This window comes from Sphingomonas sp., assembly GCF_050725575.1.
Taxonomy (GTDB): Bacteria; Pseudomonadota; Alphaproteobacteria; order Sphingomonadales; family Sphingomonadaceae; genus Sphingomonas.
Genome location: NZ_JBOHHW010000015.1, coordinates 1 through 26,536, shown reverse-complemented (window position 1 = coordinate 26,536; position 26,536 = coordinate 1). Strand labels below are relative to the sequence as shown.

General features: G+C 64.2%; 25 protein-coding genes. 21 read left to right on the top strand and 4 right to left on the bottom strand.

Annotated elements, in window-relative coordinates; translation table 11 throughout:
- Positions 1-88: 88 nt before the first annotated feature.
- The 9 genes from ACRECS_RS12325 (at position 89) to ACRECS_RS12285 (ending at position 6,789) form a co-directional block, all read left to right on the top strand.
- Positions 89-1,024: a LysR family transcriptional regulator gene (locus ACRECS_RS12325; protein ID WP_431583257.1), complete on the top strand. Its 936-nt coding sequence runs from the start codon at positions 89-91 to the stop codon at positions 1,022-1,024.
- 144 nt (positions 1,025-1,168) lie between these two features.
- Positions 1,169-1,879, top strand: a complete 711-nt coding sequence (locus tag ACRECS_RS12320; RefSeq protein WP_431583256.1) for an SDR family NAD(P)-dependent oxidoreductase — start codon at positions 1,169-1,171, stop codon at positions 1,877-1,879.
- Between the two features lie 12 nt (positions 1,880-1,891).
- Positions 1,892-2,128 (top strand): tautomerase family protein, encoded by a 237-nt coding sequence (locus ACRECS_RS12315; protein WP_431583255.1) that lies wholly within the window; start codon positions 1,892-1,894, stop codon positions 2,126-2,128.
- 433 nt (positions 2,129-2,561) lie between these two features.
- Positions 2,562-3,194, top strand: coding sequence for a M23 family metallopeptidase (locus tag ACRECS_RS12310; RefSeq protein WP_431583254.1), 633 nt, complete (start codon positions 2,562-2,564; stop codon positions 3,192-3,194).
- 94 nt (positions 3,195-3,288) lie between these two features.
- On the top strand, positions 3,289-3,552 hold the full coding sequence (locus ACRECS_RS12305; protein ID WP_431583253.1) for a hypothetical protein: 264 nt from the start codon (positions 3,289-3,291) through the stop codon (positions 3,550-3,552).
- A 27-nt stretch (positions 3,553-3,579) separates the two neighbouring features.
- The gene (locus tag ACRECS_RS12300) at positions 3,580-4,650 is read left to right on the top strand and encodes a suppressor of fused domain protein (protein ID WP_431583252.1); all 1,071 of its coding nucleotides are present in this window, start codon (positions 3,580-3,582) and stop codon (positions 4,648-4,650) included.
- Between the two features lie 130 nt (positions 4,651-4,780).
- Positions 4,781-5,854 carry a suppressor of fused domain protein gene (locus tag ACRECS_RS12295; RefSeq protein ID WP_431583251.1) on the top strand — a complete coding sequence of 358 codons (1,074 nt, stop codon included), beginning with the start codon at positions 4,781-4,783 and terminating at the stop codon, positions 5,852-5,854.
- 84 nt (positions 5,855-5,938) lie between these two features.
- The gene (locus tag ACRECS_RS12290) at positions 5,939-6,292 is read left to right on the top strand and encodes a hypothetical protein (protein ID WP_431583250.1); all 354 of its coding nucleotides are present in this window, start codon (positions 5,939-5,941) and stop codon (positions 6,290-6,292) included.
- Positions 6,293-6,375: 83 nt separating this feature from the next.
- The gene (locus ACRECS_RS12285; protein ID WP_431583249.1) at positions 6,376-6,789 is read left to right on the top strand and encodes a hypothetical protein; all 414 of its coding nucleotides are present in this window, start codon (positions 6,376-6,378) and stop codon (positions 6,787-6,789) included.
- 174 nt (positions 6,790-6,963) lie between these two features.
- On the opposite strand, the gene ACRECS_RS12280 is transcribed toward ACRECS_RS12285, so the two are convergent.
- The gene (locus tag ACRECS_RS12280) at positions 6,964-7,560 is read right to left on the bottom strand and encodes a DUF4126 domain-containing protein (protein ID WP_431583248.1); all 597 of its coding nucleotides are present in this window, start codon (positions 7,558-7,560) and stop codon (positions 6,964-6,966) included.
- A gap of 239 nt (positions 7,561-7,799) precedes the next feature.
- On the opposite strand from ACRECS_RS12280, the gene ACRECS_RS12275 reads away from it, so the two are divergent.
- From ACRECS_RS12275 to ACRECS_RS12230, 10 genes are all read left to right on the top strand, one after another.
- The gene (locus tag ACRECS_RS12275) at positions 7,800-10,340 is read left to right on the top strand and encodes a penicillin-binding protein 1A (RefSeq protein WP_431583247.1); all 2,541 of its coding nucleotides are present in this window, start codon (positions 7,800-7,802) and stop codon (positions 10,338-10,340) included.
- Positions 10,341-10,435: 95 nt separating this feature from the next.
- Positions 10,436-11,563 carry a peptide chain release factor 2 gene (prfB, locus tag ACRECS_RS12270; RefSeq protein WP_431583246.1) on the top strand — a complete coding sequence of 376 codons (1,128 nt, stop codon included), beginning with the start codon at positions 10,436-10,438 and terminating at the stop codon, positions 11,561-11,563.
- Positions 11,563-12,345, top strand: a complete 783-nt coding sequence (locus tag ACRECS_RS12265; RefSeq protein ID WP_431583245.1) for a class I SAM-dependent methyltransferase — start codon at positions 11,563-11,565, stop codon at positions 12,343-12,345. Before prfB ends, ACRECS_RS12265 begins: the two co-directional genes overlap by 1 nt.
- Positions 12,345-13,139, top strand: a complete 795-nt coding sequence (locus ACRECS_RS12260) for a thymidylate synthase (RefSeq protein ID WP_431583337.1) — start codon at positions 12,345-12,347, stop codon at positions 13,137-13,139. The genes ACRECS_RS12265 and ACRECS_RS12260 overlap by 1 nt, the downstream gene beginning before the upstream one ends.
- Positions 13,136-13,606 (top strand): dihydrofolate reductase, encoded by a 471-nt coding sequence (locus ACRECS_RS12255; RefSeq protein ID WP_431583244.1) that lies wholly within the window; start codon positions 13,136-13,138, stop codon positions 13,604-13,606. Before ACRECS_RS12260 ends, ACRECS_RS12255 begins: the two co-directional genes overlap by 4 nt.
- 75 nt (positions 13,607-13,681) lie before the next feature.
- Positions 13,682-14,848 (top strand): dipeptidase, encoded by a 1,167-nt coding sequence (locus ACRECS_RS12250; protein ID WP_431583243.1) that lies wholly within the window; start codon positions 13,682-13,684, stop codon positions 14,846-14,848.
- Positions 14,849-14,932: 84 nt separating this feature from the next.
- Complete coding sequence (locus ACRECS_RS12245) at positions 14,933-15,856, top strand: bifunctional riboflavin kinase/FAD synthetase (RefSeq protein ID WP_431583242.1); 924 nt, start codon at positions 14,933-14,935, stop codon at positions 15,854-15,856.
- Positions 15,857-15,918: 62 nt separating this feature from the next.
- Entirely contained in the window at positions 15,919-18,831 is a 2,913-nt protein-coding gene (gene ileS / locus ACRECS_RS12240) for an isoleucine--tRNA ligase (RefSeq protein WP_431583241.1), read from the top strand.
- On the top strand, positions 18,828-19,364 hold the full coding sequence (lspA, locus tag ACRECS_RS12235) for a signal peptidase II (RefSeq protein ID WP_431583240.1): 537 nt from the start codon (positions 18,828-18,830) through the stop codon (positions 19,362-19,364). Before ileS ends, lspA begins: the two co-directional genes overlap by 4 nt.
- Entirely contained in the window at positions 19,357-19,773 is a 417-nt protein-coding gene (locus tag ACRECS_RS12230; RefSeq protein WP_431583239.1) for a DUF3035 domain-containing protein, read from the top strand. Before lspA ends, ACRECS_RS12230 begins: the two co-directional genes overlap by 8 nt.
- A gap of 625 nt (positions 19,774-20,398) precedes the next feature.
- Here the strand turns inward: ACRECS_RS12230 and ACRECS_RS12225 are convergent.
- The 3 genes from ACRECS_RS12225 to sseA all read right to left on the bottom strand — a co-directional run bounded on the left by ACRECS_RS12225 (position 20,399) and on the right by sseA (position 24,180).
- The gene (locus ACRECS_RS12225; RefSeq protein ID WP_431583238.1) at positions 20,399-21,934 is read right to left on the bottom strand and encodes a TorF family putative porin; all 1,536 of its coding nucleotides are present in this window, start codon (positions 21,932-21,934) and stop codon (positions 20,399-20,401) included.
- Positions 21,935-22,127: 193 nt separating this feature from the next.
- Complete coding sequence (gene metC, locus ACRECS_RS12220) at positions 22,128-23,330, bottom strand: cystathionine beta-lyase (protein WP_431583237.1); 1,203 nt, start codon at positions 23,328-23,330, stop codon at positions 22,128-22,130.
- A 10-nt stretch (positions 23,331-23,340) separates the two neighbouring features.
- Positions 23,341-24,180 (bottom strand): 3-mercaptopyruvate sulfurtransferase, encoded by an 840-nt coding sequence (gene sseA / locus ACRECS_RS12215; RefSeq protein ID WP_431583236.1) that lies wholly within the window; start codon positions 24,178-24,180, stop codon positions 23,341-23,343.
- 291 nt (positions 24,181-24,471) lie between these two features.
- On the opposite strand from sseA, the gene ACRECS_RS12210 reads away from it, so the two are divergent.
- A complete protein-coding gene (locus tag ACRECS_RS12210; RefSeq protein WP_431583235.1) occupies positions 24,472-25,632 on the top strand; it encodes an MlaA family lipoprotein in 1,161 nt (386 codons plus the stop codon).
- A 190-nt stretch (positions 25,633-25,822) separates the two neighbouring features.
- Positions 25,823-26,437: a hypothetical protein gene (locus ACRECS_RS12205; RefSeq protein WP_431583234.1), complete on the top strand. Its 615-nt coding sequence runs from the start codon at positions 25,823-25,825 to the stop codon at positions 26,435-26,437.
- Positions 26,438-26,536 lie beyond the last annotated feature (99 nt).

Sequence of the window (26,536 nt, the reverse complement as noted above, 5' to 3'; positions counted from 1 at the left end):
CCTTGTGTCTCGCATCAGCGATCAGCCTCCTATCGCAGGCGTCGACATCCTGTGCAAAGGCCATAGTCTCGGCCGACGGAGACTCTGCATGGACCGGATCGACGCGATGAAAGTATTCATCGCCGCGCTTGACGAAGGCAGCCTCGCCGGCGCGGGCCGGCGGCTGGGGCGGTCGCCGGCCGCGGTCAGCCGTGCGATCGCCTTTCTCGAGGCGCATGTCGGCGCGGAGCTGCTTCATCGCACCACCCGCACGATGAAGCTTAGCGAGGCGGGGGAACGCTATGCCGCCGCCTGCCGGCGCGTGCTGGTCGATCTGGAGGAGGCCGATCTGTCCATCGCCGACCAGCGCGCTGCGCCGCGCGGGACGCTCACCATCACCGCCCCGCCGATCAGCGGCGAGGAAATCCTGCGTCCGATCGTCGATGCCTATCTGGAGGCATTTCCGGCGGTCGCGGTGAACCTGGTCCTGCTCGACCGCCACGCCAATCTGGTTGAGGAAGGCGTGGACGTTGCGTTGCGCGTCGGCGAATTGCCGGATTCGTCGCTCGTCGCGATCCGTGTCGGCGGCGATGTGAAGCGGGTGATTGTCGCGTCGCCGCGCTATCTGGCGGCGCATCCGCGCATCGTCGAGCCCGGTGATCTGGCCAGGCACCGCATCGTCACCACCACGCATTTCGGGCATGACAGCTGGGTCTTCCCGCCGGCACCGGGCGCATCGATCGCACGATCGATTCACTTCAAGCCGCGGCTCGTCGTCAACAGCGTCAGGGCGGCGCTCGCCTCGGCGGTTGGCGGCCATGGTGTGACGCGGCTCTACACTTATCATGTGGCGGAACGCGTGCTGGACGGGTCGTTGCAGATCATATTGCGCGACGCGGAGCCGCCCCCGCTGCCGGTTCATCTCGTGCTGCCGAATGGCCGCACCCTGGTGCCGAAAGTGCGCGCGTTCGTCGATTTTGCCGCACCACGGCTGCGCGCCGAGTTCGCCCGGCTCTCTGCCGAAGCCGGTGCGTTCCAGTCCTAGGCGCTTCATTGTTCCGATTTAAGGAAGAGTGATCGCCGTGTGACAAATATTCTGCCGAATAACGACCGTCTCTAAATGAATGTTACCGGCCCGGACAGGCCGCCGGCGGCAATCTCGCTCGCTGGACATTCATCGAGGCAGATCATGAGCAATCAACAGAAAGTCGCCATCGTCACCGGCGCATCGCAAGGCATCGGCGCGGCGGTGGTCAAGGCATATCGCGACCGGAATTACCGCGTCGTCGCGACATCGCGTTCGATCAAGCAGGGTAGTGACCCCGACATCGTCGCCGTCGCGGGCGATATCGGCGACCCCGCAACGGCGGAGCGCGTCGTCGCCGAAGCCCTGTCGCGCTTCGGACGCATTGACACGCTGATCAACAGCGCCGGAATCTTCCTGGCCAAACCGTTCATTGACTACACGATTGAGGATTTCACTGCCGCGATATCGACCAATGTCGCTGGCGTGTTCCATATCTCGCAGCGCGTCGTCGCCGAGATGGTGAAGCAGGAGGCCGGCCATATCGTCAACATCACCACCAGCCTGACCGATCAGGCGATTGCCGGGGTCCCGACCGTGCTGGCCAATCTGACCAAGGGCGGCCTCAATTCGGCGACCAAGGCGCTGGCGATCGAATATGCCACGCGCGGCATCCGCGTGAACGCCGTATCGCCGGGTGTGATCAAGACGCCGATGCATGCGCCGGAAACCCACGAGTTCCTGGCCGGGCTCCACCCGGTCAAGCGCATGGGCGAGATCCGCGATATCGTCGATGCGATCCTCTATCTCGAATCCGCCCCCTTCGTGACCGGCGAGATTCTCCATGTCGATGGCGGCCAGAGCGCCGGACACTGAGAGGAGCATATCATGCCGATCGTCACCATCCAGGTCACCCGCGAAGGCTCCGGCCCCGGCCGCGACTCCGTCACGGCGGAAGAAAAGGCGAAACTGATCGCCGGCGTCAGCCAGTTGCTGCTCGACACACTGCACAAGCCGTTGGAATCGACTTTCGTCGTCATTGAGGAGGTCGATACCGAAAATTGGGGCTGGGGCGGCCTGCCGGCCCTGGAATACCGCAGGAAGCGCGCGGCGGGCGGGGCCTGACCGAACCGGAGGCCGGCGACGACGCGCCGGTCTCCGGTTCGCATCGATTCAACCTCATTGCACATCACGGCAATATCGGAGCGACCGGGAGGCGATAGGTGTCCCGGCCGCTCTTTCTCATCATGAAACACGCTGACATCGTCGTTCCAGCGGAAAGGGTCCTGTTTCGGCCCCTGTTCACCGCTGTTAATGGCTGTCTCACCCCTGTTATCACGCAGTTCGACCGCTGTTATTGATAACAGCGGTCGAAGCTCTCAAGGTACTGAAAGAAGGGCGGTAATTTGCTTTGAAAATCCAACTTAACAGGGGTGGCTTTTTTATTTTCGCCGGAACAGGGGATAACAGGGGTGTGGCCGCCTTGTTTGACGTGGTGACAGGCGCGAAAGAGCGCCGGAGACTGGCCTTCTGAGCGCTCGCGAACGGGAGAGATTCGATGTGGTCGGCCAAATTGAGTCTCGTTTTCGGGGCACCATTGCTGCTTGCGGCTGCCGATACGGTCGCGGCGCCCGAAAGCGGCCCGAGCCGCGGGCAATACAGGCTGCCTTACGAAGATGGCGCGACGGTGAAGGTGTTCGACGACTTCACCTCGCACCGGCCCGTCGGGCGGGTCGATCTCTTCGCCTTCGCCGTCGCGGGCGGCAAGCCCTATAAGGTGCTGGCCGCCGCGGACGGGGTGGTGAAGGCAATTCAGGATGGATTTTCCGAGCAATTGTCCGGCCGCGCGGCCAAGGATTGTCACAACAATTATGTGTGGATCGCCCATGCCGGTGGTGAATGGTCCAATTATTCACACGTCGCTCATGGATCGGTGACCGCCGTCGGGCTGCACGTCGGCGACCGGGTCAAGGCCGGGCAGGTCATCGGCATAGAGGGGGCGGTGGGATGCGCGATGCTCGACCATGTCCATTTCGAGATCGCGGTTCCGGCACCGGTCGATCCGCTCGATGCCAATGGGTTCCTGACCGACAATGACGGCGGCAAGCGTGAACGCAATCCGCGTTTCTGCGGGCTTGGCGATCATCCGGCGGTCAAGGGCCAGACTTATACCGCCCGCCCCTGCGACTAAGTCGCCGACTGGTGTGCAGCAGGCGCCTTACCTCGATTGAGTATCGGTTGCGCTCCCGCTAGTCTCCTGCGGCAAACAGGGCGGGGGCCGGGTCATGGGCGATGCGATCGGATTGTTGATACTTCTGGCATGCGTCGCTTTTCCCTTTGTCGCGATGCCGCTGTTGTGGCGGCGTATGAAACGGGTGCGCAACGAGACCTATGACCGCAGCGAACCCGCGTCGCACCAGCCTGCCTGGCAAGAGCCGATCCGCTCCGAGGACGGCGTCAGCCTCGGTCGCGCGAACAGCCCCAATGGCGACCTGATCGGACTGGGTGACAAGGCGACACAGGCGCGCTGGCCGCTCGATAATCAGTGAGTTGATGTTCGAAGCCGGAAAGCAATGATGACGACATCAGACGATCAAGATGACGCCGCGCCCGGTTGGGATGCAATCACCGCAGCCTTCAAGCCGCTCTACCCTGATCAGGAACCCAGGCATGTCGGCCCGGTCATCCCCTGGCAGTTCAACGGCAATGATCCGCTCGACGGCATCAGCGCCTGGAAGCGCCTGGAGCCGGTGCCACACTGGCATTTCGTCAGCTACGGCCTGTCCGAACTTTACGACAAGGCGTCCGACGACCCCGCGCTCAGCGGCTATGGGTTCGAGTTGACTTTCCGTCTTGCCTGCGATCCTGACGAGGCCGATCCGCCGGCCTGGGCATTCAGTCTGTTCCAGAATCTTGCCCGTTATGTCTTCCAGAGCGGCAATGTCTTCGAGGACGGCCATTGGATGAACCTCAATGGTCCCATTGCGCTGGAAAGCGACACGCTGATCGGCTCGCTCGCCTTCGTGCTTGATCCGGAAGTGCCGCCGATCGAGACGCTCAATGGTCGCGTCGCGTTCATCCAGCTCGTCGGGCTGACGGTGGATGAGGAAGCGGCGGGAAAGCGCTGGGATGCTCGCAAGATGCTGGACACGCTGCTCCCGCTCATGCCGCTCTGGATCACCGACATTGCCCGTGCGTCGCTGCTTGACCGTGCCGACATCCGCGCGTCGCTCGATGCCGGGTCGGCGCGCGACGGTTCCTCGACCGCGATGCTGTTCAACGAAGCGCTTGGCTGGACGCACCAGAGCCGATGGTTGCGCGCTGATCTGACCACGGTCACGATCGGCGCCAATCATGTCGAGAATATCCTCACGCTGTTGCGGCTCCGTCTGCCGTTCGGCAACGAGTTGCGTCTTATCGGCCCGGAAAAATACATCCTGATCGAACCAGGCGAGACCAATGGCCTGGAACCTGAGAAGGAGCAGCTGCGCGTGCACCTCACCAACGCGACGGTGGAGGCGCTCGCCGCAACGCTGCGTCCACGCGCCGGCATCTATATGGTGCCCGGCCTGGACACGATGCGCTGGGATATCCGCCAAACCCAGATCAAGGACGTCGAGGGCAAGGTGGTCGAAACGATCGGCTGACGGCGTGTCGCGACGTCGGAATTCGGATTTCGGGGGATAGCGACGACTTGCCCCAATAACCCCGTGAACCGCACGGCATCGCCCGCCCACCCGGCTGCCCCGGTCCGGTATTTCATGCCACAATCCGGGCATGGACACGGACGACCAGCAAGACGTCAGCACTCCCGGCTGGGATGCGATCAACGCCGCCTTCGAGCGGCTCTATCCGGGTCAGGAGCCCAAACATGCCGGGACGATCATATCGTGGCGGCTCGGCGGTCAGGATCCGCTTGACGGGATCAGCGCATGGAAGCGACTCGAGCCGGTGCCGCACTGGCATTTCGTCAGCTACGGCTTGTCCGAACTCTATGAAAAGACCTCCGACGATCCGGAACATAGCGGTTACGGGTTCGAACTGACCTTCCGCTTGGCCTGCGATCCGGCCGAGGAGGATCCGCCGATTTGGGCGTTCAGCCTGCTTCAGAACCTTGCCCGCTACGTGTTTGAGAGCGGCAATGTCTTTGCCGACGGGCAATGGATGAACCTCAACGGCCCGATCGAGCTGGAGAGCGAAACGCTCATCTGCTCGCTCGCTTTCCTGAACGATCCGGAGGTGCCGGCGATCGACACGCCGCATGGCCGCGTCGCCTTCATCCAGATCGTCGGCCAGACGCTCGACGAGGAAGCGGCGGGCAAGCGCTGGCGGACACGCAAGCTGTATGAGATGTTCCTGCCGCACCTGCCGCTCTGGGTCACCGACGTGTCGCGCGCGTCGTTGCTCGATCGGCCCGAACTGCGTGCACAGGCCGATGCCGGCCTGTTGCGCGACGGCTCCTCGACCGGCCTGCTCTATACCGACACATTGGCCTGGACGCAGCAGAACCGGCTGCTGCGCGCGACCCTGACCACGATCTCTCTCGGTGCAGGGCAGGTCGAGGATATCGTGTCGCTGCTGCGCCTGCGCTTGCCGTTCGGTAATCCGCTGCGCATCGTCGGCGGCGACGCGCAGATCTTCTTCGAACCCGGCGGCAGCGCCAACGGCGCAGCTGCGCAGGATGGCGACCTCCACCTGCAGCTCACCAACGCGGCGGTCGAGGCGCTGGCGACCACGCTGCATCCCCGGGCCGGCATTTATACCTTACCCGGGCTGGACACGGTCCGCTGGGACATCCGCCAGACCGAGATCAGGGATGTCCAGGGCAAGGTGATCGAGACGATCGGCTGATTGACGGCGGCGGCATCGGGCAAGGAACGGGGGCGTGCTCCACCCGTTGATGTCCGGACCGCATCTTATTCCGGAGCTCCGATCATGGCCGCTACCAGAACCACCAGGCCCCGCGCCAGAAAAACCACCGTCCCGGCCCCGCGCAAGGCCGCAGCGAACAAATCCTCGCCAAAGCTCAAGACCTCGACAATGTTCTCGATCGGTGCCGGCGTCCTGACCGTTGGCGTGGCGCTCGCCGGCTGGCTTGCGCGGCGTCAGATCGCCGCATGGGCAGCCCCTGGCTCGGCCGAACATGACGCGCCCGATCTCGCACTCGATCAGCCGCGCCCAAGCGCCGGCGACCGCGCGCCGGTCGATTTCCGCCCCGACATCGACGCCCCCATGTCGCCCGCCGAACGCGAGGCGCTGCGTCCTGCAGCCGTCCCGGCCCGTTCATAACCAGTCCTCGCGCGGGAATCTTATCGCTAACGCAACGAATTGGCCGCTCGCGCATTACCCCTGCACCAAAGAGGAGAGAAGCAATGCGCGCACTCACACTTGGCCTTGTCGCCGCGGCGACCATGGTGACCGGCTGTGTCGGTACCGATGATGGCGGGATGGACCCGCGATATCGCAGCTATAGCCAATATGACTATGACCGCCCCGACCCCGCCTATAACGGCTATGACGCCGGGCGCTATTATCGCGAGGACAATCGCCGCTATCGCGAGCGTCGCCTGAGCAGCAACGACCGCGTCTATCGTGGTCAGGACGGGCGCTATTATTGCCGTCGCAATGACGGCACGACCGGCCTGATCGTCGGCGGCATCGCCGGCGGTGTACTCGGCAGCCTCATCGCCCCCGGCGGTTCAGGCGTGCTCGGCGCGCTGATCGGCGGCGCCGGCGGCGCGGTTGCCGGCAAGGCGATCGACAAGGATGGTGCGCGCTGCCGCTAAGGCGCACCTGACCGCATTTCACCCCTGGCCCGTCCCATAATGTCTGGGGCGGGGCAGGGCCGCGGCGATGAACAATCTTCCGGTGATCGGTACTGGCGCCGCGGTGTCGCAGCCCGCCTGGCCCGCCTCCCGTGCGCCCACAGGGTAGCCCATAGCGGGCGGGTGGAAACAGGCCTAACCCGCCTTCACCTTCGGTCCCATCAGCATCGCCAGCATCCGCCTCAGCACCACCAGCGCTGCCACCGCCGCGCCGATGATGCCCAGTGCGATCACGATCGCCGCGATCGGGTTGGCCAGCGCAAGGACCAGCAGCCCGCCAGTCGCGACATCCTCACCGGTTGACACGACGACGTTGCTCACCGGCTCGGGGCTGGCATTGACCACCGCGCGCGTGCCCGCCTTGGCGCTGTGGGTCAGCAGCGAGGCCCCACCGCCGAGCAGGATGGCGATCACTTGCCATTCGGGCTTGCTCGGGTCGACGATCGCCAGTGCGAGCAGCGCGCCGCCGACCGGGCGCACCAAAGTGTGAACCGCGTCCCAGGCGCTGTCGATCCACATCACCTTATCGGCGGCGAACTCAATCAGTGCGAGCAGGCCGGCCACGCCAAGCACCCAGGGATTGGCCAGCACGTCGAGCTGCATCAGATGATCGGGCAGCGGCACCCAGCCGGTGCGCATCGCCAGCCCGACCGCGAACACGCAAAGATAGAGCCGCCATCCGGCGAGCAGGCTGACGCTCGCCGCGACGCCGAGGATCTCGACGATGCTCATGCTCGCGTGGCCCGATATGAATGCTTTGCGCGCGTCGTCATGATCGCTTGTCCTTTCGGAACGTCGCTCGGCGCAGCTTAGCCGTGGTGAGGCAGGGTGCAAGCCACCCTCTAATTCCTCCCCTGGGAACCGGGGGAGGAATTAGAAGGGAGATATGGTCTAGCCGTCACGCAATATGGCGGGTCGTTCCAATCAGCCGCTGGCAAGCCGCGTCAAACTTGCTAGAGGCTGACATAAGTATGACCGCCACCGAATCCCCCCGCGTCAAATTCCGCCTACGCCGCGATGTCGATGGCTTTCGTGGCTTTCTCGGCCGGGCCTGGGGGCGCTGGTGGGTGAAGACGCTTGCCGTGCTTGGCGGGCTGGCGATGATAGGCATCCTGCTGATCTGGCTGCTGATCGCGCGCGACCTTCCTTCGGTCGACAATCTGCGCGCCTATGAGCCGCCCTTGCCGACCAATGTGCGCGGCATCGATGGCACGCCGATCCATAGCTATGCGCGCGAACGCCGCGTCGAGTTGAGCTACGACGAATATCCGCCTTTGCTCGTGCGCGCCTTTCTGGCGGCCGAGGACAAGACCTTCTTCGATCATCACGGCGTCGATTATCCCGGCATCGCCTCAGCGATCCTGATCAATCTGCGCAATTCCGGCCGGCCGGTCGGCGCCTCCACCATTACCCAGCAGGTCGCGAAAAACCTGCTGATCGGCAATGAGGTGAGCTATCTGCGCAAGGCGAAGGAAGCGATCCTCGCTTACCGGATCGAGGATACGCTGACCAAGCAGCAGATCCTCGAACTCTATCTTAACCAGATCTTTCTCGGCCGTAACGCCTATGGCGTCGCCGCGGCGAGCCATGCCTATTTCGACAAGGATCTGGACGAGCTCAGCCTGCCGCAGCTTGCCTATCTTGCGATCCTGCCCAAGGGGCCGGCCAATTATGATCCCGACCGCAGCACCGAAAAGGCGCTGAAGCGGCGCAATTTCGTGCTCAGCGAGATGCAGCGCAACGGCTTCATCACCCCGGCGCAATATCAGGCTGCGGTGGTCCAGCCGATCGGCGCGGTCGCGCGGCAAAAGCCGAAGTTCGAGCGTGTCAGCGGCTATTTCGTCGAAGAGGTCCGGCGCGAGCTGATCGACAAGTTCGGCGAAGCGGCCGACAAAGGCCGCAACCCGTACAGCGTCTATGCCGGTGGTCTGTGGGTGCGCACCTCGCTCGACAATAAGCTGCAGACCTATGCCCAGGACGCGCTGCGCGATGGCCTGTTGCGCTATGATCGCGGGCGCGGCTGGAACGGGCCGATCCGCCATGTCGAAATTGCCGACAACAACTGGCTGCCGGCCTTGCTCAACACCAATATCGGCCTCGACTATACTGACTGGGTCGCAGCGATCGTGACGTCGGTCGGCGGCGACAGCGCCGGGATCGGCTTCGCCAATGGCCGGACCGGATCGCTGCCGCGCTGGGGCGCGCAGATGCCGGTGCGCGGCACCGGCGGCACCGCCTTCGCCGCACTGCAGGTCGGTGACATCATCGCGGTTGCGCCCGAAGGCGGCAGCTATGCGCTGCGTGCGATTCCGAAGATATCCGGCGGCATGGTGATCATGGAACCGTCGACCGGGCGCGTGCTGGCGATGCAGGGCGGGTTCGATTCGCGGCTGCAATCCTTCAACCGCGCGACTCAGGCGATGCGTCAGCCGGGCTCGACGATCAAGCCGATCGTCTATTCCGCAGCACTCGAGCATGGCATGACTCCGGCCTCGATCATCGTCGACGGGCCGTTCTGCGTTTATCAGGGCGGACGGCTTGGGCAAAAATGCTTCCGCAACTTCGGCGGTGGGTCCGGCTCGGGACCGCACACCATGCGCTGGGGCATCGAACAGTCGCGCAACCTGATGACGGTACGCGCCGCCGCCACCACTGGCATGGACAAGGTGGTCGGGCTGATGGACCAGATGGGCGTGGGCAAATATCCGCCCTATCTCGCCTTCGCGCTGGGTGCCGGTGAGACCACTGTGATGCGCATGGTCAACGCCTACTCGATCCTGGAAAATCAGGGTCGGGCGCATTCGGCGACGCTGATCGACTTCGTTCAGGATCGTCACGGCAAGGTGATCTGGCCGGAAAATTGGCGCGCCTGCGACCGCTGCAACGCGCCCGACTGGAACGGCAAGGCGATGCCCCGTCCGGTGGTTCGCGGCAAGCAGGTGCTCGACGCGATGACCGCCTATCAGATGGTCCATATCACCGAGGGCGTGATCCAGCGCGGCACCGCGACCACGCTGCGTGATCTCGACCGGCCGATCTTCGGCAAGACCGGTACGTCGTCGGGGCCGACCGATGTGTGGTTCATCGGCGGCACGCCGCAGATGATTGGTGGCCTTTATATCGGCTTCGACAAGCCGACCAGCATGGGCGGCTATGCGCAGGGCGGCACGCTCGCCGCGCCGATCTTCAAACAGTTCGCGCTGAAGGCGTATGACGGGATGGAGAAACTGCCGTTCCGCGCGCCCGCCGGCATCCGCATGGTGCGCATCGACCGCGCTTCGGGCAAGCCGGTGTTCGGTGGCTGGCCCGGCACCGATCCCAAGGCGGGGATGATCTGGGAGGCGTTCAAGCCGGAGAGCGAACCGCGCCGGTCGGTCAAGCGCGCGTCGCCGGAAGAACTGGCTGCCCAGGCCCAGGCCGCAGCGGTCAAGGCGCGCGCGGCGCAGGCCGAGCAGCGCAGCGAGCAACGCCGCGACACCGATTTCTTGCAAAGGGAAGGCGGAATCTACTAGTCCGCGCCGTCTGTATTATATCTATCCAGCACTCTATCATATCGTCCCACGCCCGGCCCTCTACCGGGACCTGTAATTGACCCGGAGTATTTCCCATGCGCGCTGAAGCGCAGGCCCATGTCGACACTATCAACGAGGCGCTGGCGCTGTTGCGTCGCTTCCTCGACTGGGACCGTGCGCTCCGCCGTCTCGACGAGCTCAATGCGCGGGTCGAGGACCAGGCGCTGTGGAGTGACCCCAAGGCCGCGCAGGAAGTGATGCGGGAGCGCCGCCGCCTCGATGAGGCGATCGCCGCGACGCGTGCGATCGAAAGCGAGCTGGCCGATACGTCCGAACTGATCGAGATGGCCGAGGCCGAGGGTGATACCGAGATGGAGAGCGAAGGCGTTGCCGCGCTCGCCGAACTCGCCGCGCGCGCCGACCGCGACAAGGTCAAGGCGCTGCTCGCCGGCGAGGCGGATGCCAACGATACCTATATCGAGGTCAATGCCGGTGCCGGCGGGACCGAGAGCCAGGATTGGGCCGGCATGCTCAGCCGGATGTATTCGCGCTGGGCGGAACGCCACGGATTGAAGGTCGAACTGATCGACCAGCATTCGGGCGAACAGGCCGGGATCAAGTCCGCGACTCTGCTGCTCAAGGGCGAGAACGCCTATGGCTATGCCAAGACCGAAAGCGGTGTACATCGCCTGGTCCGCATCAGTCCGTATGACAGCGCGGCGCGCCGCCACACCAGCTTCGCCAGCGTGTGGGTCTATCCGGTGGTCGACGACAATATCGACATTGAGGTGAACGAGAGCGAACTGCGCATCGACACCTATCGAGCATCCGGCGCCGGCGGGCAGCACATCAACACCACCGATTCGGCGGTGCGCATCACGCACATCCCGACCAACATCGTCGTCCAGTGCCAGAACCAGCGGTCGCAGCACAAGAACAAGGCCGAGGCGATGAACCAGCTCAAGGCGCGCCTCTACGAGCGCGAGCTGCAGGCGCGCGAAGCGGTGGCCAATGCGGAGAACGCGGCCAAGACCGATATCGGCTGGGGCCACCAGATCCGCTCCTACGTCCTGCAGCCGTATCAGCTGGTCAAGGATCTGCGCACCGGCGTGACCTCGACGTCGCCGTCGGACGTGCTCGACGGCGATCTCGATGCATTCATGGCAGCGGCGCTGTCGCAGCGCGTGACCGGCGAGGCGGTTGAGGTGGAGGACGTGGACTGATGCGTCTGCTGTCCACCCTGCGCTCGACGCGAACGATGGTGCTGGCTGGACTCGCTGGCCTGACCCTGCTCGCCGGCTGCGAACCCGGCCCGCCGCGCGTGAAAAAGACGGTCGATACGGTCGGTAAATTCCCCGCTGCCGATCGCCCGGTCGCCCATATCGTCTCGTCGCGCTGGTCGACCGAGGAAGCGCGCGACCGGCTTAACGAGGCGAGCGAGGTGATGGACAAATCGGGCGTCAAGCCCGGCATGACCGTCGCCGATATCGGTGCGGGCGAAGGCTATTACACGATCCGCCTGGCGCAGCGGGTCGGCAAGGACGGTCGCGTACTCGCTGAGGATATCGTCGCGGGCGTCCGCGATGCGCTGGCCGAGCGCGTCGCGCGCGAGCGGCTCGACAATGTCAGCGTGCGGCTGGGCGAGGCGGACAATCCCAAGCTGCCTGACAACAGTTTCGACCGGATCCTGATGGTGCATATGTATCATGAGATCGCCGAACCGTATGAGTTCCTGTGGCGCATGCGGTCATCGCTGCGCCCCGGCGGCGAAGTGGTGGTGGTCGATGCCAAGCGCCGGACCCAGGATCACGGCACGCCGCCGAGCCTGTTGAAGTGCGAATTCGCCGCGGTCGGCTATGCGCTGGTCGAGATGCACGACATGCCGTCGGCCGGTGGCTATCTCGCGGTGTTCCGCGCCGCCGGGCCGCGACCCGAGCCCGAGGCGATCAAGCCGTGCGTCACGGTGTCGTCGCCTCCCCCCGCCACGCCGGCGGCAACCGGCTGATGCAGCCCTATCTCGCCCTGATGCAGCGCGTGCTCGATCATGGCGCGACACAGATGGATCGCACCGGCACCGGTACGCTCAGCGTGTTCGGGCACCAGATGCGCTTCGATCTGGCACAGGGCTTCCCGGTGCTGACCACCAAGAAACTGCATCTGCGCTCGATCATTGTCGAGCTGCTCTGGTTCCTGCGCGGCGACACCAATGTGCAATGGCTGCGCGACCGCAAGGTCAGCATCTGGGACGAATGGGCCGATGAGGATGGCGATCTCGGCCCGGTTTACGGCAAGCAGTGGCGGGACTGGGAAACGGCCGATGGCCGCCATATCGACCAGATTGCCGAGCTGATCGCGCTGATCAAGCGCGACCCCGGCTCGCGCCGCCAGATCGTGACGGCCTGGAACCCGGGCGACCTTCACGCCATGGCGCTGAGCCCGTGCCATTGCCTGATCCAGACCTATGTCGCAAACGGCAAGCTGTCGCTGCAGCTTTATCAGCGCAGCGCCGACATCTTTCTCGGTGTGCCGTTCAACATCGCGAGCTATGCGCTACTCACGCACATGCTGGCGCAGCAATGCGGGCTTGAAGTCGGCGAGTTCATCTGGACCGGCGGCGATTGCCATCTCTATTCCAACCATCTGGAGCAGGCGCGCGAGCAGTTGAGCCGCACGCCGGGGCCACTGCCCAGGCTCGAGATTCTGCGTAAGCCGGATGCGATCGACGGCTATGAATATGAGGATTTCGCGCTGACCGGCTATGAAGCGCAAGCGCATATCAAGGCGCCGGTGGCGGTTTGATCAGCTTCCATCTTGCCCGGGCCGACAATGGCGTGATCGGCCGCGACGGCAAATTGCCCTGGCATCTTCCCGCCGATCTCAAGCGCTTCAAGGCGCAGACCATGGGCAAGCCGATGGTGATGGGGCGCAAGACCTTCGAGAGCTTTCCGAGCCCACTGCCCGGGCGTCGTCATATCGTGCTGACGCGCGACCGCGACTGGTCGGCGCCGGGTGCGGAGGTCGCGCATACCCCTGACGAAGCGTTTGCGCTGGCAGGGGACGGCGATGTGGCGGTGATCGGCGGGGCGGAGGTGTTCGCGCTGTTGCTCGACCGCGCCGACCGGGTGGAGCTCACCGAGGTTCACATTACGGCCGAGGGTGATGCGGTGGTGGCGGCCTTTGCCGGCTGGACCGAGATCGCGCGCGAAGATCATCCAGCCGAAGCTGAGCGTCCGGCCTATAGCTTCGTGACCTTGGCGCGTAAGTAACCTAATTGTGCCCCCGTAAAGGCGGGGGCCAGACAGGGCTCCCGCCTTTGCGGGAGCCCATCAGGGGAGGCGGCGATGAAGAAATGGCTATGGGGCATTCTCGCCCTGATCGTTCTCGGCGCAATCGCCTTTTTCGTCTTTGCCCCCGGCCTGGTCGAGAAATCGATGAACAAGGTCGAGCCGGTCGCGCTGAAGATCAGCCCGGCGGCGCGCGCATTGCATGCCCGACTGCAGGTCGCGGACATGCATGCCGATACCTTGCTGTGGAAGCGCAGCCTGCTGACGCGGTCAGCGCGCGGGCAGGTCGATCTGCCGCGGCTGGTCGAGGGCAATGTTGCGCTGCAGGTCTTCTCCTCGGTGACCAAGACGCCCAAGGGGCAGAATTACGACGCCAATTCCGCCGCGACCGACAATATCACCTCACTGGTGATCGCCGATCTGCAGCCGCTCCGGACGTGGAATTCGCTGCTGCAGCGCTCGCTCTGGCATGCGACCAAGCTCAACCGCTATGCCGCCGCCTCGAACGGCCAGTTGCACGTGATCCGTACCGCGGCCGATCTCGACGCGCTGCTCGCCGCGCGGGCGGGCGGTGCGAAAATGGTCGGCGGGATGCTCTCGATCGAGGGGCTGCAGGACCTGGAAGGCAAGATCGGCAATCTCGACATCCTGTATGGTGCGGGCTTCCGCATGGCGGGCATGGCGCATTTCTTCGACAATGACGTCGCGGGGTCGATGCATGGCGAGAAGAAGGGCGGGCTGACTCCGCTCGGCCGCCAGGTGATCGCGCGGATGGAAAAGCTCGGCATGATCGTCGATGTCGCGCACGCCAGTCATGAGACGGTGGCCGAGATCCTCAAGCTCGCCAAGCGCCCGGTGGTGTCGAGCCATGGCGGGGTGCAAGCGACCTGCAACGTCAACCGCAACCTGACCGACGCGGAGATCAAGGGTATTGCGGCAACGGGCGGCGTGATCGGCATCGGCTATTGGGACGCGGCGATCTGCGGCACCAATCCGAAGCAGGTGGCATTGGCGATTGCGCATGTCCGGGATGTGGTCGGGGTCGACCATGTCGGGCTGGGGTCGGATTTCGATGGCGCGGTGACCACCGGGTTCGATGTGAGCCAGCTCGCCGCGGTAACTCAGGCGTTGCTGGATCAGGGCTTCACACCGGAGGATGTGGGCAAGGTGATGGGCGGCAATGTGCTTCGTGTGCTGCGTGCGGGGATCGTGCCGCAACCCTGAATCCTAATCTCCCTCTCCCACAAGGGGAGAGGGGTTTTAGAGAGGGGCTTTCGCCGCTCCCTCGTCCCCCCTATAGCCCGCGTCATGCAGCGGCTGGACGGCAGCGCAACCATCCCGCCCGAACTCCGTGGCGGCATCGTCGCGCTCGGCAATTTCGACGGATTTCATCGCGGTCACCAGGCGGTGGTGGGGGCTGCGGTCGCCATGGCGAAGGCGCGCGGCGTGCCGGCGCTGGTCGCGACCTTCGATCCACATCCGGTACGCCATTTCCGCCCCGACGCACCGCCCTTTCGCCTGACCACGCTCGACCAGCGCGAGCGGCTGTTCGGCGAGGCGGGCGCCGACGCGATGATCGTGTTCCATTTCGATGCGACGCTCGCTGCGTTGACTGCGGAGCAGTTCGTCACCGAGCGGCTGTGCCGCAATATCGGGGTCAGCGGCGTGGTGACCGGCGAGGATTTCACCTTCGGCAAGAACAAGGGCGGCGATGTGCGCGTGCTGGCCGAATTCGGCCGGCGCGACGGCTTTGCGGTCGAAACGGTCGGCGCGGTGGCGCAAGACGGCGAGACCGTCTCGTCGAGCCGGATCCGCGAGCTGCTCGTCGCGGGCGACCCGCGTGGTGCAGCGAAATTGCTGACCCGGCCATTCGCGATCCAGGGCAATGTCCAGCATGGCGACAAGCTTGGCCGCACGATCGGTTACCCGACCGCGAATGTCGATATGGGCAATTATCTGCGCCCCGCTTACGGCATCTATGCGGTGCGTGGGCATTTGCCCGACGGGCGTGTGCTGAACGGCGCGGCGAATCTCGGCATTCGCCCGACCTTCGACCCGCCCAAGGAATTGCTCGAACCCTATTTCTTCGACTTTTCCGGCGATCTGTACGGGCAATGCATCGAGGTCGAGCTGATCGAGTATCTGCGGCCCGAGGCGAAGTTCGACTCACTCGACGCGCTGACCACGCAGATGGCGGCGGATTGCGCGCGGGCGCGAATTATTCTCTCCTAGTTCCCCGCCCGCGGGGAACTGCTTTCCAAGTCCCATCGCTCTCGTCTAAAGCCCCGAAACTCATGACCGACACGCCTTCCGACACCGCACGCGACTATCGCGACACCGTCTTCCTGCCGAAGACCGACTTTCCGATGAAGGCGGGCCTTGCCGCCAGGGAACCGGCAATTCTCGAGCGGTGGGAGAAGCTCGGCCTGTACGACCGCCTGCGCGAACAGCGCGCCGGGCGCGAGCGTTTCATCCTGCATGACGGCCCGCCCTACGCCAATGGCGACATCCATATGGGCCATGCGATGAACAAGGTGCTGAAGGACATCATCGTCCGCAGCCAGTCCCTGCTCGGCAAGGACGCGCCGTACGTGCCCGGCTGGGATTGCCACGGCCTGCCGATCGAATGGAAGGTCGAGGAAGCGTATCGCGCCAAGAAGCTCGACAAGGACCAGGTGCCGGTCGCGCAGTTCCGCGCCGAATGCCGCGCCTATGCCGAGAAATGGGTCGCAGTGCAGCGCGCGCAGTTCGAGCGGCTCGGCGTGATGGGCGACTGGGAAGATCCGTATCTGACCATGAAGTTCGACGCCGAGGCAGCGATCGTCGGCGAGCTGTTGAAGTTCGCCGAAAGCGGCCAGCTCTATCGCGGCGCCAAGCCGGTGATGTGGTCGCCGGTCGAAAAGACCGCGCTGGCCGAGGCCGAGGTCGAATATGAGGATGTCGTGTCGACTCAGATCGACGTGGCGTTCGAGATCACGGAAGCGCCGAACGCCCCCGAACTGGTCGGCGCGCATGCGGTGATCTGGACGACCACGCCTTGGACGATCCCGGTCAACCAGGCGCTGAGCTATGGGCCTGAGATCGAGTACGTCGTTGTGCAGGCGATGACTCAGGATGACCTGGACAAGGGTGCTGCAGTCAGAAGATTTGTAGTCGCTGAGACTCTGCTGGATGAATTCATGCGGCGTTGCGGCTTTGTGCTTCAACCGAATGTCAGCGACCCTTTTCCTGGCTCCGACCTAGCCGGCGCAGTCGCCCGTCACCCGATGCACGCCCTTGGCGGCTTCTTCGCCAAACCGCGCCCGTTCCTGCCCGGCGATTTCGTCACCACTGATGCCGGTACCGGTCTGGTGCATATGGCGCCGGATCATGGCGAGGACGATTTCCTGCTGTGCAAAGCGCATGGCATCGATCCGGTGTTCGCGGTCGATGGCGCCGGCATGTACCGCGCCGACTGGCTGTGGCTGGGCGGGCAGGGGAGCGTCATCAACAAGAAATTCGTCGCGTCGGACGGGCCGATCTGCACCGACCTGCGCGCGGCCGGCGCATTGCTATCGGCGAGCGACGATTTCGCGCACAGTTATCCGCATAGCTGGCGCTCCAAGGCGAAGGTGATCTTCCGCGCCACGCCGCAATGGTTCATTCCGATGGACCAGCCGACCGCGCCGTCGCTGACGCCGGCCGAGGCCGCGGTGCCGGGCGCGCATGTCCAGCCGATCGAGATCCCCGCTTTCGGTGCGCTGGCCGGCTTCGAGCCGGTGGTCGGGCACGGCGTCGGCAATGGCCCGACACTGCGCGAGGTCGCGCTCGATGCGATCGAACGCACGCGCTGGGTGCCGGCGCGGTCGCAGAACCGTATCCGCGCGATGGTCGAGCAGCGCCCCGACTGGGTGATCAGCCGCCAGCGCGCCTGGGGCGTGCCGATCGCGCTCTATGTCGATCGCAAGACCGGGCAGTATCTCAATGACCCGGCGGTCAATGCGCGCATCGTCGATGCGTTCAAGGCGGGCGGCGCGGATGCGTGGTTCGACGCCGACCATCAGGTGCTGCTCGGTGAGAAATATGCCGCCGCCGATTATGAGGTGATCACCGACATCCTCGATGTGTGGTTCGATTCCGGATCGACCCATGCGTTCGTGATCGAGGCGCGCTACGGCGAGGGCACGCGTGCGAACCTGTATCTCGAAGGCTCGGACCAGCATCGCGGCTGGTTTCAGTCGTCGCTGCTCGAAAGCGCGGGGACGCGTGGCCGCGCGCCCTATGACGCGGTGCTGACGCATGGCTTCGCACTCGACGGGCAGGGCCGGAAAATGTCGAAGAGCCTCGGCAATGTCGTGGACCCGCTCAAGATCATCCAGGAATCGGGCGCCGATATCCTGCGCATGTGGGTCGCGCAGACGGATTATTTCGAGGACGTCCGCATCGGCAAGGAAGTGCTCGGCACGACCAGCGACGCCTATCGCAAGCTGCGCAACACCTTCCGCTATCTGCTCGGCGCGCTTGACGGCTTCAGCGATGCCGAGAAGCTCGACGTCGGCAAGATGCCCGAGCTCGAGCTCTACATCCTGCACCTGCTCGGCAAGCTCGATATCGAGCTGAAGGCGGCGACGGCGAATTTCGAGTTCAACCGCTATCTGCGCCTGTTGACCGATTTCGCGGCGGAAGACCTATCGGCCTTCTTCTTCGATATCCGCAAGGACTCGCTCTATTGCGATGCGCCGGACGATGTGAAGCGGCGTGCCTATCGCACTGTACTCGACATATTGTTCCACGCACTGGTGCGCTACGCCGCGCCGATCCTGTGCTTCACGGCTGAGGAAGTGTGGCAGTCGCGCTATCCGAGCGAGGATGGGTCGGTTCACTTTCTCGACTGGCCGGTGCTGCCCGCGCTGCCCGGCGACGATGCGATATCGACCAAATGGAATGATATGCGCGCGCTGCGCGTCCAGGTGACCGAAGCGATCGAGCCGCTGCGCCGCGACAAGCAGGTCCGCTCCAGCCTTGAGGCCGAAGTGACGGTGCCGAAGTCGGCGATGTCGCTCGACGCGCTGGCCGAGGCGTTCATCGTGGCGAAAGTGACGCAGGCCGACACCGTATCGGTGACGCCGACCGATTTCCATAAATGCGGCCGCTGCTGGCGCCATCTTCCCGAAGTGACGGAAGATGGTACGCTGTGCGCCCGTTGTGCAGAGGTTGTGCCCGCATGAAATCGCTCCGCCCTGCCGGGCTCATCACCGCGGCCGTCGTGCTGCTGGTCGATCAGCTCGCCAAATTTATCATGACCGGGCCGCTTGGCATCGACCATCTCGGCGCGGTGCGCGAGATTACGTCCTTCTTCGATCTGCGCTTCGTGCCCAATTTCGGCGTCTCGCTTGGCCTGTTCCAGGCCGATGGCGCCATGATGCGCTGGGGCCTGGTCGCCCTGACCGCCGCGATCGCGATCGGCGTGCTGGTGTGGATGACGCGCGAAAAGAACCGCCAGGATCAGATTGCGCTCGGCTTTGTGCTTGGCGGCGCGATCGGCAATATCCTCGACCGGGTCCGTCTGGGCTATGTCGTCGATTTCGCCGATCTGCATTTCGGTGAGTGGCGACCCTTTTTGGTCTTCAATGTCGCCGATGCGGCGATTACGATAGGGGTGCTTGTCTTGCTTGTGCGCGCGCTTCTGGTACGCGACAAACCCAAGAACGGTCAGGACACGGGCGCGGAACGTGCTCCAGTGGAGAATTTGAATGCGTAAGATGGCGTCGATCGCAACCGGGCTGGGCCTGGTGGGTATGCTGGCCGGATGCGGTACGACCGGGGTCAACCGCGCCCGCCCCGACGAATTCGCCGTCGCGCGCCAGGCGCCGCTGGTGATTCCGCCCGATTTCTCGCTGGTCCCGCCGGCGCCGGGCACCGCACCGACCTCCAATGCCAATCCCAATGCCCAGGCGCTTGACGCGCTGTTCGGCGGCTCTGCGGCACGCAGCGCCTCTGAAAGCGCGACGGTTGATGCGGCGGGTGGCGATTCGGCGGCACCGGGCATCCGCTCCGATGTCGGCGATCCCGGCACCGCAGTGGTCGACAAGGGCGGCACGACGCGCGACATCGTCGCCGCACCGGAAGGCGACGGGCAGGACGCACGGACGACCACGCCGACGCCGTAACGCGTCGCTGATTTTTACGGACTGTTGAAAGGCGGGCTCGACGCGTTGCGTCGAGCCCTGTCGAGTCGCGCGCGGACCAGGCACGCCGATTGGCGGGAGCCGCGAGCTCATGCTCGCAAGGCGGCCCGGGTCATGCGCAGGGCCATTGCGCTGGTGGCGCTGTAGCCATGCTGTTGTCGACACTGAGAAAGAGCGTGCCGGGATCAGTCCGGCAAGGCCGGTATGCGTGATCCGCTATGATGGTTGAATCGCCGGGCCGACAGCACTGGGCGGGGCTGAGACGGGGCTGAGACGGGGCTGGGGCGGAAGAGCGGCGAGAGATATGGGACACCGGATGTCCGATATTTCGAGCGGCCGCTTCGGCGAGAGTTTGGAGATATGGGACACCATGTGTCGCATGTTTTTTCGGGCTGCCTCGCCGGCGCGAAGCTTGAGATATGGGACACCATATGTGCCGTATCTCAGGCCGCCCTCCACGACGAGGTCGAGTATAATATTTCAATATATCAGATACTTAGGATGGCGCTCTTATCTGCATGGCTGGACTGATCAGCAGATCGCTTCCCCTTCCGCGGACCGCCGGCGGCGATCGCGAAAGGGGAGGCCAAGTGTCAGAAGGACGGGATCAGAAGGACGCGCCGATCGAGAAGATCACCGCGCCGTCCGCGCCGAGCAGTTCCTTGGCGTTGAGGAAATTGGTCTCGTCGGTGTTGACGTAGGAAACGCCGAAGGTCAGCGCTTTCCAGGTCGCCGTCGCGCCGACCGAATAGTCGAACACGTCGCCGGTCACGCCGCCCAGGAAACTGTCGCTCTTGGCATAGCCGAGATGGCCAGTCAGGCTGAACGGCGTCTTCGGGATCGCGGCGGTCAGGTCGCCATGGAAGTAGATGCTCGAATAGTCGCCCAGCGCGGCCTGGCCGCCCCAGGCATAGTTCGCGCCGACCTTCGCGGTGACCGGGCCGAGCGTGCCGCTGACATTCACATAGGGCTCGAAATAGTCGGTGTCGGCATTGCCGTGCTTGGGATAGAGATAATAGAGCAGGCCGCCGTCGAGCGTGATGCCATTGATGGTCTTCGAATAGCCGCCATAGAGATCGACTTCGGTATTGCCGGCAAAGCCCACGCTCGAGGCCCAGGTGCCGACATAGAAGCCGCTGTCATGCGTCAGGTTGATCGTGCCCTGGATCGCCGCATTCTCGTTATTCTGCGTGAAGCCGCGGAAACGATAGTCGCTGACCAGGGTCGCGCCGCCGGTGATCTTGATCGACGAGGGGGCGGAGGTGTCCGATCCGGCCGCCGGCATCGCCGCGGTCAGGCTGAACACCACCGCGCCGTCGGCACCGATGGCGTTCTTGTAGCCGCCGGTGAACAGGCCGCCAAAGGTCGAATTGGTCTCGTCGGTGTTGACGTATGTGACGCCGAAAGTCAGCGATTTATAGGTCGCGGTCGCGCCGATCGAATAATCGATCACGTCGCCGTCAATGCCGCCGGGAAAGGCGTCGCTCTTGGCATAGCCGATATGCGCGGCGAGGCCGAACGGGGTTTTGGGGATGGCCGCGGTCAGATCGCCGTGCAGATAGACAGCCGAATAGTCGTTCAGCGCGGACTGGCCGCCCCAAGCGAAATTCGCGCCGACCTTTGCCGTGACCGGTCCGACCGTGCCGCTGACATTGATATAGGGTTCGAAGAAGTCGGTGTCGGCATTGCCCTTCTTCGGATAGAGATAATAGAGCAGGCCGCCGTCGAGCGTGATGCCGCCGATCGTCTTGGTATAGCCGCCATAGAGATCGACTTCGGTATGACCGGCAAAGCCGACGCTTGACCCGAACGTGCCGATATAGAAGCCGCTTTCGTGGTTCAGGTTGATCGTGCCCTGGATCGCCGCATTCTCGCCGGTCTGCGAGAAGCCGCGGAAGCGATAGTCGCTGACCAACGTCGCATTGGCGGAAATGGTGAAGGGCGATGCGGGCGCCGCAGCTTCGGCGGGCACGGCATCTTGTGTTGCGACGGGCGCGGTATCATCGACGACCGTTGTTACGGCGTCGGTGGTTGTAGCAGGTTCCGGCGCCGCAGTCGTGGCGCCCGGGGCGGTTTCGGCGAACGCCGGAGCGGCGCTGGCGAACATCAGCGCACTGAGGCTGATCATGGAAATACGGCGCATGGATACCCTTTCAATTAAGATCTGGTTCCACACCTGCGTCCGCCGGGTAGCGCATCTGTCGAAAGGATTGGATCCTCCCCGCGCCGCTTCCCCGATCGGTACCCTGAAATCGGCTAGAATTTGCTGCAGCACAACATAAATCGACAGAGCAGCAACAATCCGGCAATATTGTGTTGCCGCGCTGCAACAGTGATTAGCGGCTCGACACAGCCGCCCGGAAGCGCGCGAGACCGGCGGACAGGTCGTCGATCAGGTCGTCGACATGCTCCAGCCCGATCTGCAGCCGGACGATCGGCCCTGCATCGTCTCGCCTGGTCACGCTGCGATAGCGCACCGGATCGACCGGCAGCGCGAGGCTTTCGAACCCGCCCCAGCTATAGCCGATACCGAAATGCTCCAGCCCGTCGATCAGCGCGGCGCGGGCCGCTTCATCGCCCCCCTGGAGCACAAAGGAGAACAGGCCCGAGGCGCCCTTGAAGTCGCGCAGGAAGAATTCATGGCCGGGGCAGCCGGGCAGGGCAGGGTGAAGCACAGCGGCGACCTCGGGCTGCTGCTGCAGCCAACGGGCAATGGTCAGCGCGCTGGCCTCATGCTGTTTCAGCCGCACTGCCATGGTGCGAAGTCCGCGCGAGCCGAGCCAGCAATCATCGGGACTCGCCACCTGGCCGAGCTGCAGGCTGGTGTCGCGCAGTTTCGCGAAATGCCCCGGCGCGGCGGTGACCGATCCAAGCATCACATCGGAATGGCCGACGACATATTTGGTGCAGGCCAGCATGGTCAGGTCGATGCCGTGCGCTATTGCGGGGAACAGCAGCGGCGTGGCCCAGGTATTGTCGAGTATGGTGGTCACGCCGCGCGCCTTCGCCACGGCGACGATCGCGGGGATGTCCTGTACCTCGAAGGTCAGGCTGCCCGGGCTTTCCATCAGGATGGCTCGGGTGCGCTCGCCGATCAGGTCGGCGATGCCGGCGCCGATCATCGGGTCGTAGAAGCGCGTGGTGATGCCCATGCGCTTGAGCAGGCCATTCGCCATCGACCGGGTCGGGTCATAGGCAGTGTCGACCAGCAGCAATTCGTCGCCCGGCGACAGGACCGAGAGCAAGGCGGCGGCCAGCGCCGCGACGCCCGAGCAATAGAGGAAAGTGCCCTCCGCGCCCGGCTCCAGCTCGGTCAGCGCATCGGCCAGCGCCCATTGCGTCGGTGTGCCGCGCCGGCCGTAGAATAATTTGTGATGCGTGTCCGATACGCGCGCGCGCAATTCCGCGACCGAATCATACAGGATGGTCGAGGCGCGCCACACCGGCGGGTTGACGATCCCGCCGGTCCATTCCTTGCGCCGCCCGGCGGAAACGACGCGGGTCGCGTCATCCTTCGGGCGGCCGGTGTCGTCCGTCACGCGTTTGAGCTCACTGGTTGCCCGTCGCTTTGGGGGTCGAGCTGTCGGCGCCCCATTCGGACCAGCTGCCGTCATAGACCGCCGCTTCATTGCCGAGCAGGTGCGCACCGAAGGCGAGGACCGAGGCAGTGATGCCCGAGCCGCAGGTGGTGACCAAGGGCTTGGCGAGGTCGATCCCGGCGCCTTCGAACGCAACCTTAAGATCGTCGCCCTGCTTGTAGGTGCCGTCAGCATTGAACAGCTCGCCCTGCGGGAGGTTCTTCGATCCCGGGATATGGCCGGCATGAGTCGCCGGACGCGGATCCGGCTCCGCACCCGAGAAGCGTGCTGCCGAGCGCGCATCGAGCACCTGCTCCGCGCCGCTTTCGAGATTGGCTTTCATCTGGGCGAGATTGCGCACGCCCTTGTCGTCGGCCCAGACAGTGAAGTGACGGTGGCGCAGCTGTTCCTTGCCGCTTGCCGTGTCGCGGCCTTCGGCCTTCCACTTGGCCAGGCCGCCATCGAGGATCGCGACGTCATGCGCGCCGAAGGTGCGGAGCATGAACCAGGCGCGCGCGGCGGTGTGATAAGGCGAATCGTCGTAGAGCACGACACGGCTGCCATCGCCCAGGCCGAGCGACTGCATGCGGCTGGCGAATTTCTCCGGCGGCGGCAGCATCGAGGGCAGGTCGGTATTGGTGTCGGCCAGCTCGGCCAGGTCCATGAACACGGCGCCGGGGATATGCGCCGCTTCATATTCGGCGGCCGGATCGCGCTTGTCACCGGCCAGTACATAAGTGGCGTCGACGATACGCAGGTCGTTCGCGCCCAGTTCGTTCGCGAGCCATTCGGTCGTCACCAGCGAGTCCATTACCATCTCCCTTACAGATAGCGGATCACTAGGGTCCAAAGCCAATCACCGCAATGGTCGGGCGACCGCTTCGCGGCGGGCTGGCACAGTCTAAACCGGAAAGACTCCAGGCGACCGCGGCAGCGCGGTCGATTTCGCCTTCGCCAAACGCCGATTGGCCTATTTATTACAAGTTAGAGTATTGATCATTGGCGCGCGACGAATATCTGAGTCGCGCGCGGGCAGATTCGCGCAAACGAATCGTGCGCAGGGAGCACGGTGTGCCGGTCGGCGGCAGGAGATAAAGAAATAATGGTTCCTGTATTCGGCGCGGTGGTGCTGTTCGCAAATTTACCCTTGTCCGCTGTCGAAGTGCCGCTCCCCCCCGTCGTGGTCCAGGCGGCGAGCGGTCAGCAGGCCCCGGCCACAACGCCGGAATCACCCGCGCCGGCTCCGGTCCCCGCACCAACAACGCCCGGCGCCCCGCCAGGGGTTTCGCCTGTGGCGCCGGTGGCGCCCGCAACGGCGGTCCAAACCCCGGCAACACCCGACGCGGCGGTGCCGGCGGTGGATCCGGCGGCGCAGCAAGTGTCCGGCGGCGGCCTGGTCGATGACGACATCCTTGTTTCGGCGCGGCGCCGCTCTCCCGGCGATCCGGCCGAACGCGTCAATGTCGAATCCTACAAGGCGGTGCAGGCAGTGGACCGCGCCCTGGTGGCCCCGATCGCCAAGGGCTATAAAAAGGGGCTTCCCAAGCCGGTGCGCGACGGCATCCACAATTTCCTCGATCATGTTCAGGAACCGATCGTGTTCCTGAACTATCTGCTGCAGCTGAAGCCGGGAAAAGCGGCCGAGACGCTGGGCCGTTTCGCGATCAATTCCACGGTCGGGCTCGCCGGAACGATCGATATCGCCAAGCGCCGCCCCTTCAAACTGCCGCATCGCCCGAACAGCCTGGCCAATACGCTGGGCTATTACGGCGTGAAGCCGGGCCCTTATCTGTTCCTGCCGCTGATCGGGCCGACCACGGTGCGTGACCTTTTCGGGATCTCGATCGACCGGCTCATTATGCCGGTGACCATCGGGACGCCGTTCAACAAGCTCTATTATACCCTTCCGGTCAACACGCTCAGTGCGCTGGATTACCGTGTGGCATTCGACGACAAGCTGACCGTGCTCCACACCGCCACCGACCCCTATGCCGCGACGCGCGATGATTATCTGCGCAAGCGCAAGGCGGAAATCGATCGCCTGCACGGCCCGAGCTGGCCCGGGCATCGCCTGTCGGCCCCGCAGATCGCGCCAGTCGCCGCGCCTGCGCCGGAGGTGGGGAGCACACCCGGCGCACCCGGCGCAACCGCCGTGCCCACCGTACCGGCACCGGCCGTGCCTGAATCTGCCCCATTGCCGGCAGCCCCGCCGGTTGCCGGTTCCGAAGCCAAGGTGCCGGATACAACGCCCCCGACACCATAAGATACGACCGAATAAGATACGGCCGAGCTCACTCGGGGCGCGGCGCCCGCTTCCATTCGGTCGTGGACTCAGCAAAGCCGTTGGTTGGCAGCGACCCAGTTGCCAATGCCCAGCCAGATCGGGGCGAGCTCGATTGCCGACATTTGTGGATCAGCTCATATAGCGGCCTCGGCTCGAAAAGAGGTTGATCATGAAGTTCGCGCTACGATTGTGCATTATCTCGTTGTTGCCCCTTGGCGCTCCGGCATTTGCGGACATCACCGCGAACTACATGGCCCCTAACAATGCCATGTCCATGAAGATCGAAGTCGCCTCGAACAGCGATGTTCGAGCGGCAACAACCAACCCGAACAGCTATTTCATCACGCGTGAGGGTCATGACTATGTAGTTCAGGCCAGTTTCAACGGCCCGGCGGTCATGCGCGTCGAGGACATGGCTTCGGTGATGGCCGAACAGATGAAAAAGATGATGCCGAACATGCCCGAGGACAAAGGCAAGGATGCGCTGGAATTCCAGCTGGTAAAGGGAGGCGTCGTGACGATCAGAGGGCGCCAAGGGATCGCGTATTATGGGGGTATGCAGAAGAGTGGCGCGCCACTCGGCGAACCGGTCGTCGTGATCAGCACCGACCCGGAGCTTGCGCCACTGGGCGCCGCCATGTCCCATCAGTTCGACATGTCGATCGCGATGATGGGTCAGATTCTCGGTAACAAGAACCCTTTCAAGGGTATGCAGGACATTCTCAAGACTGGCGCTCCTCTGGTGTTTACTCGCATGGGGGACTGTCAGGAATTTTGTGCGTGAGGTCATATAGATGGAAGAGAAAGGACCATCGATATGGCAATCGACAAGGACGTTTTGGACCAGCTTCTGGCTGGTCGTGACCCGCAGGAACTGTTTGCC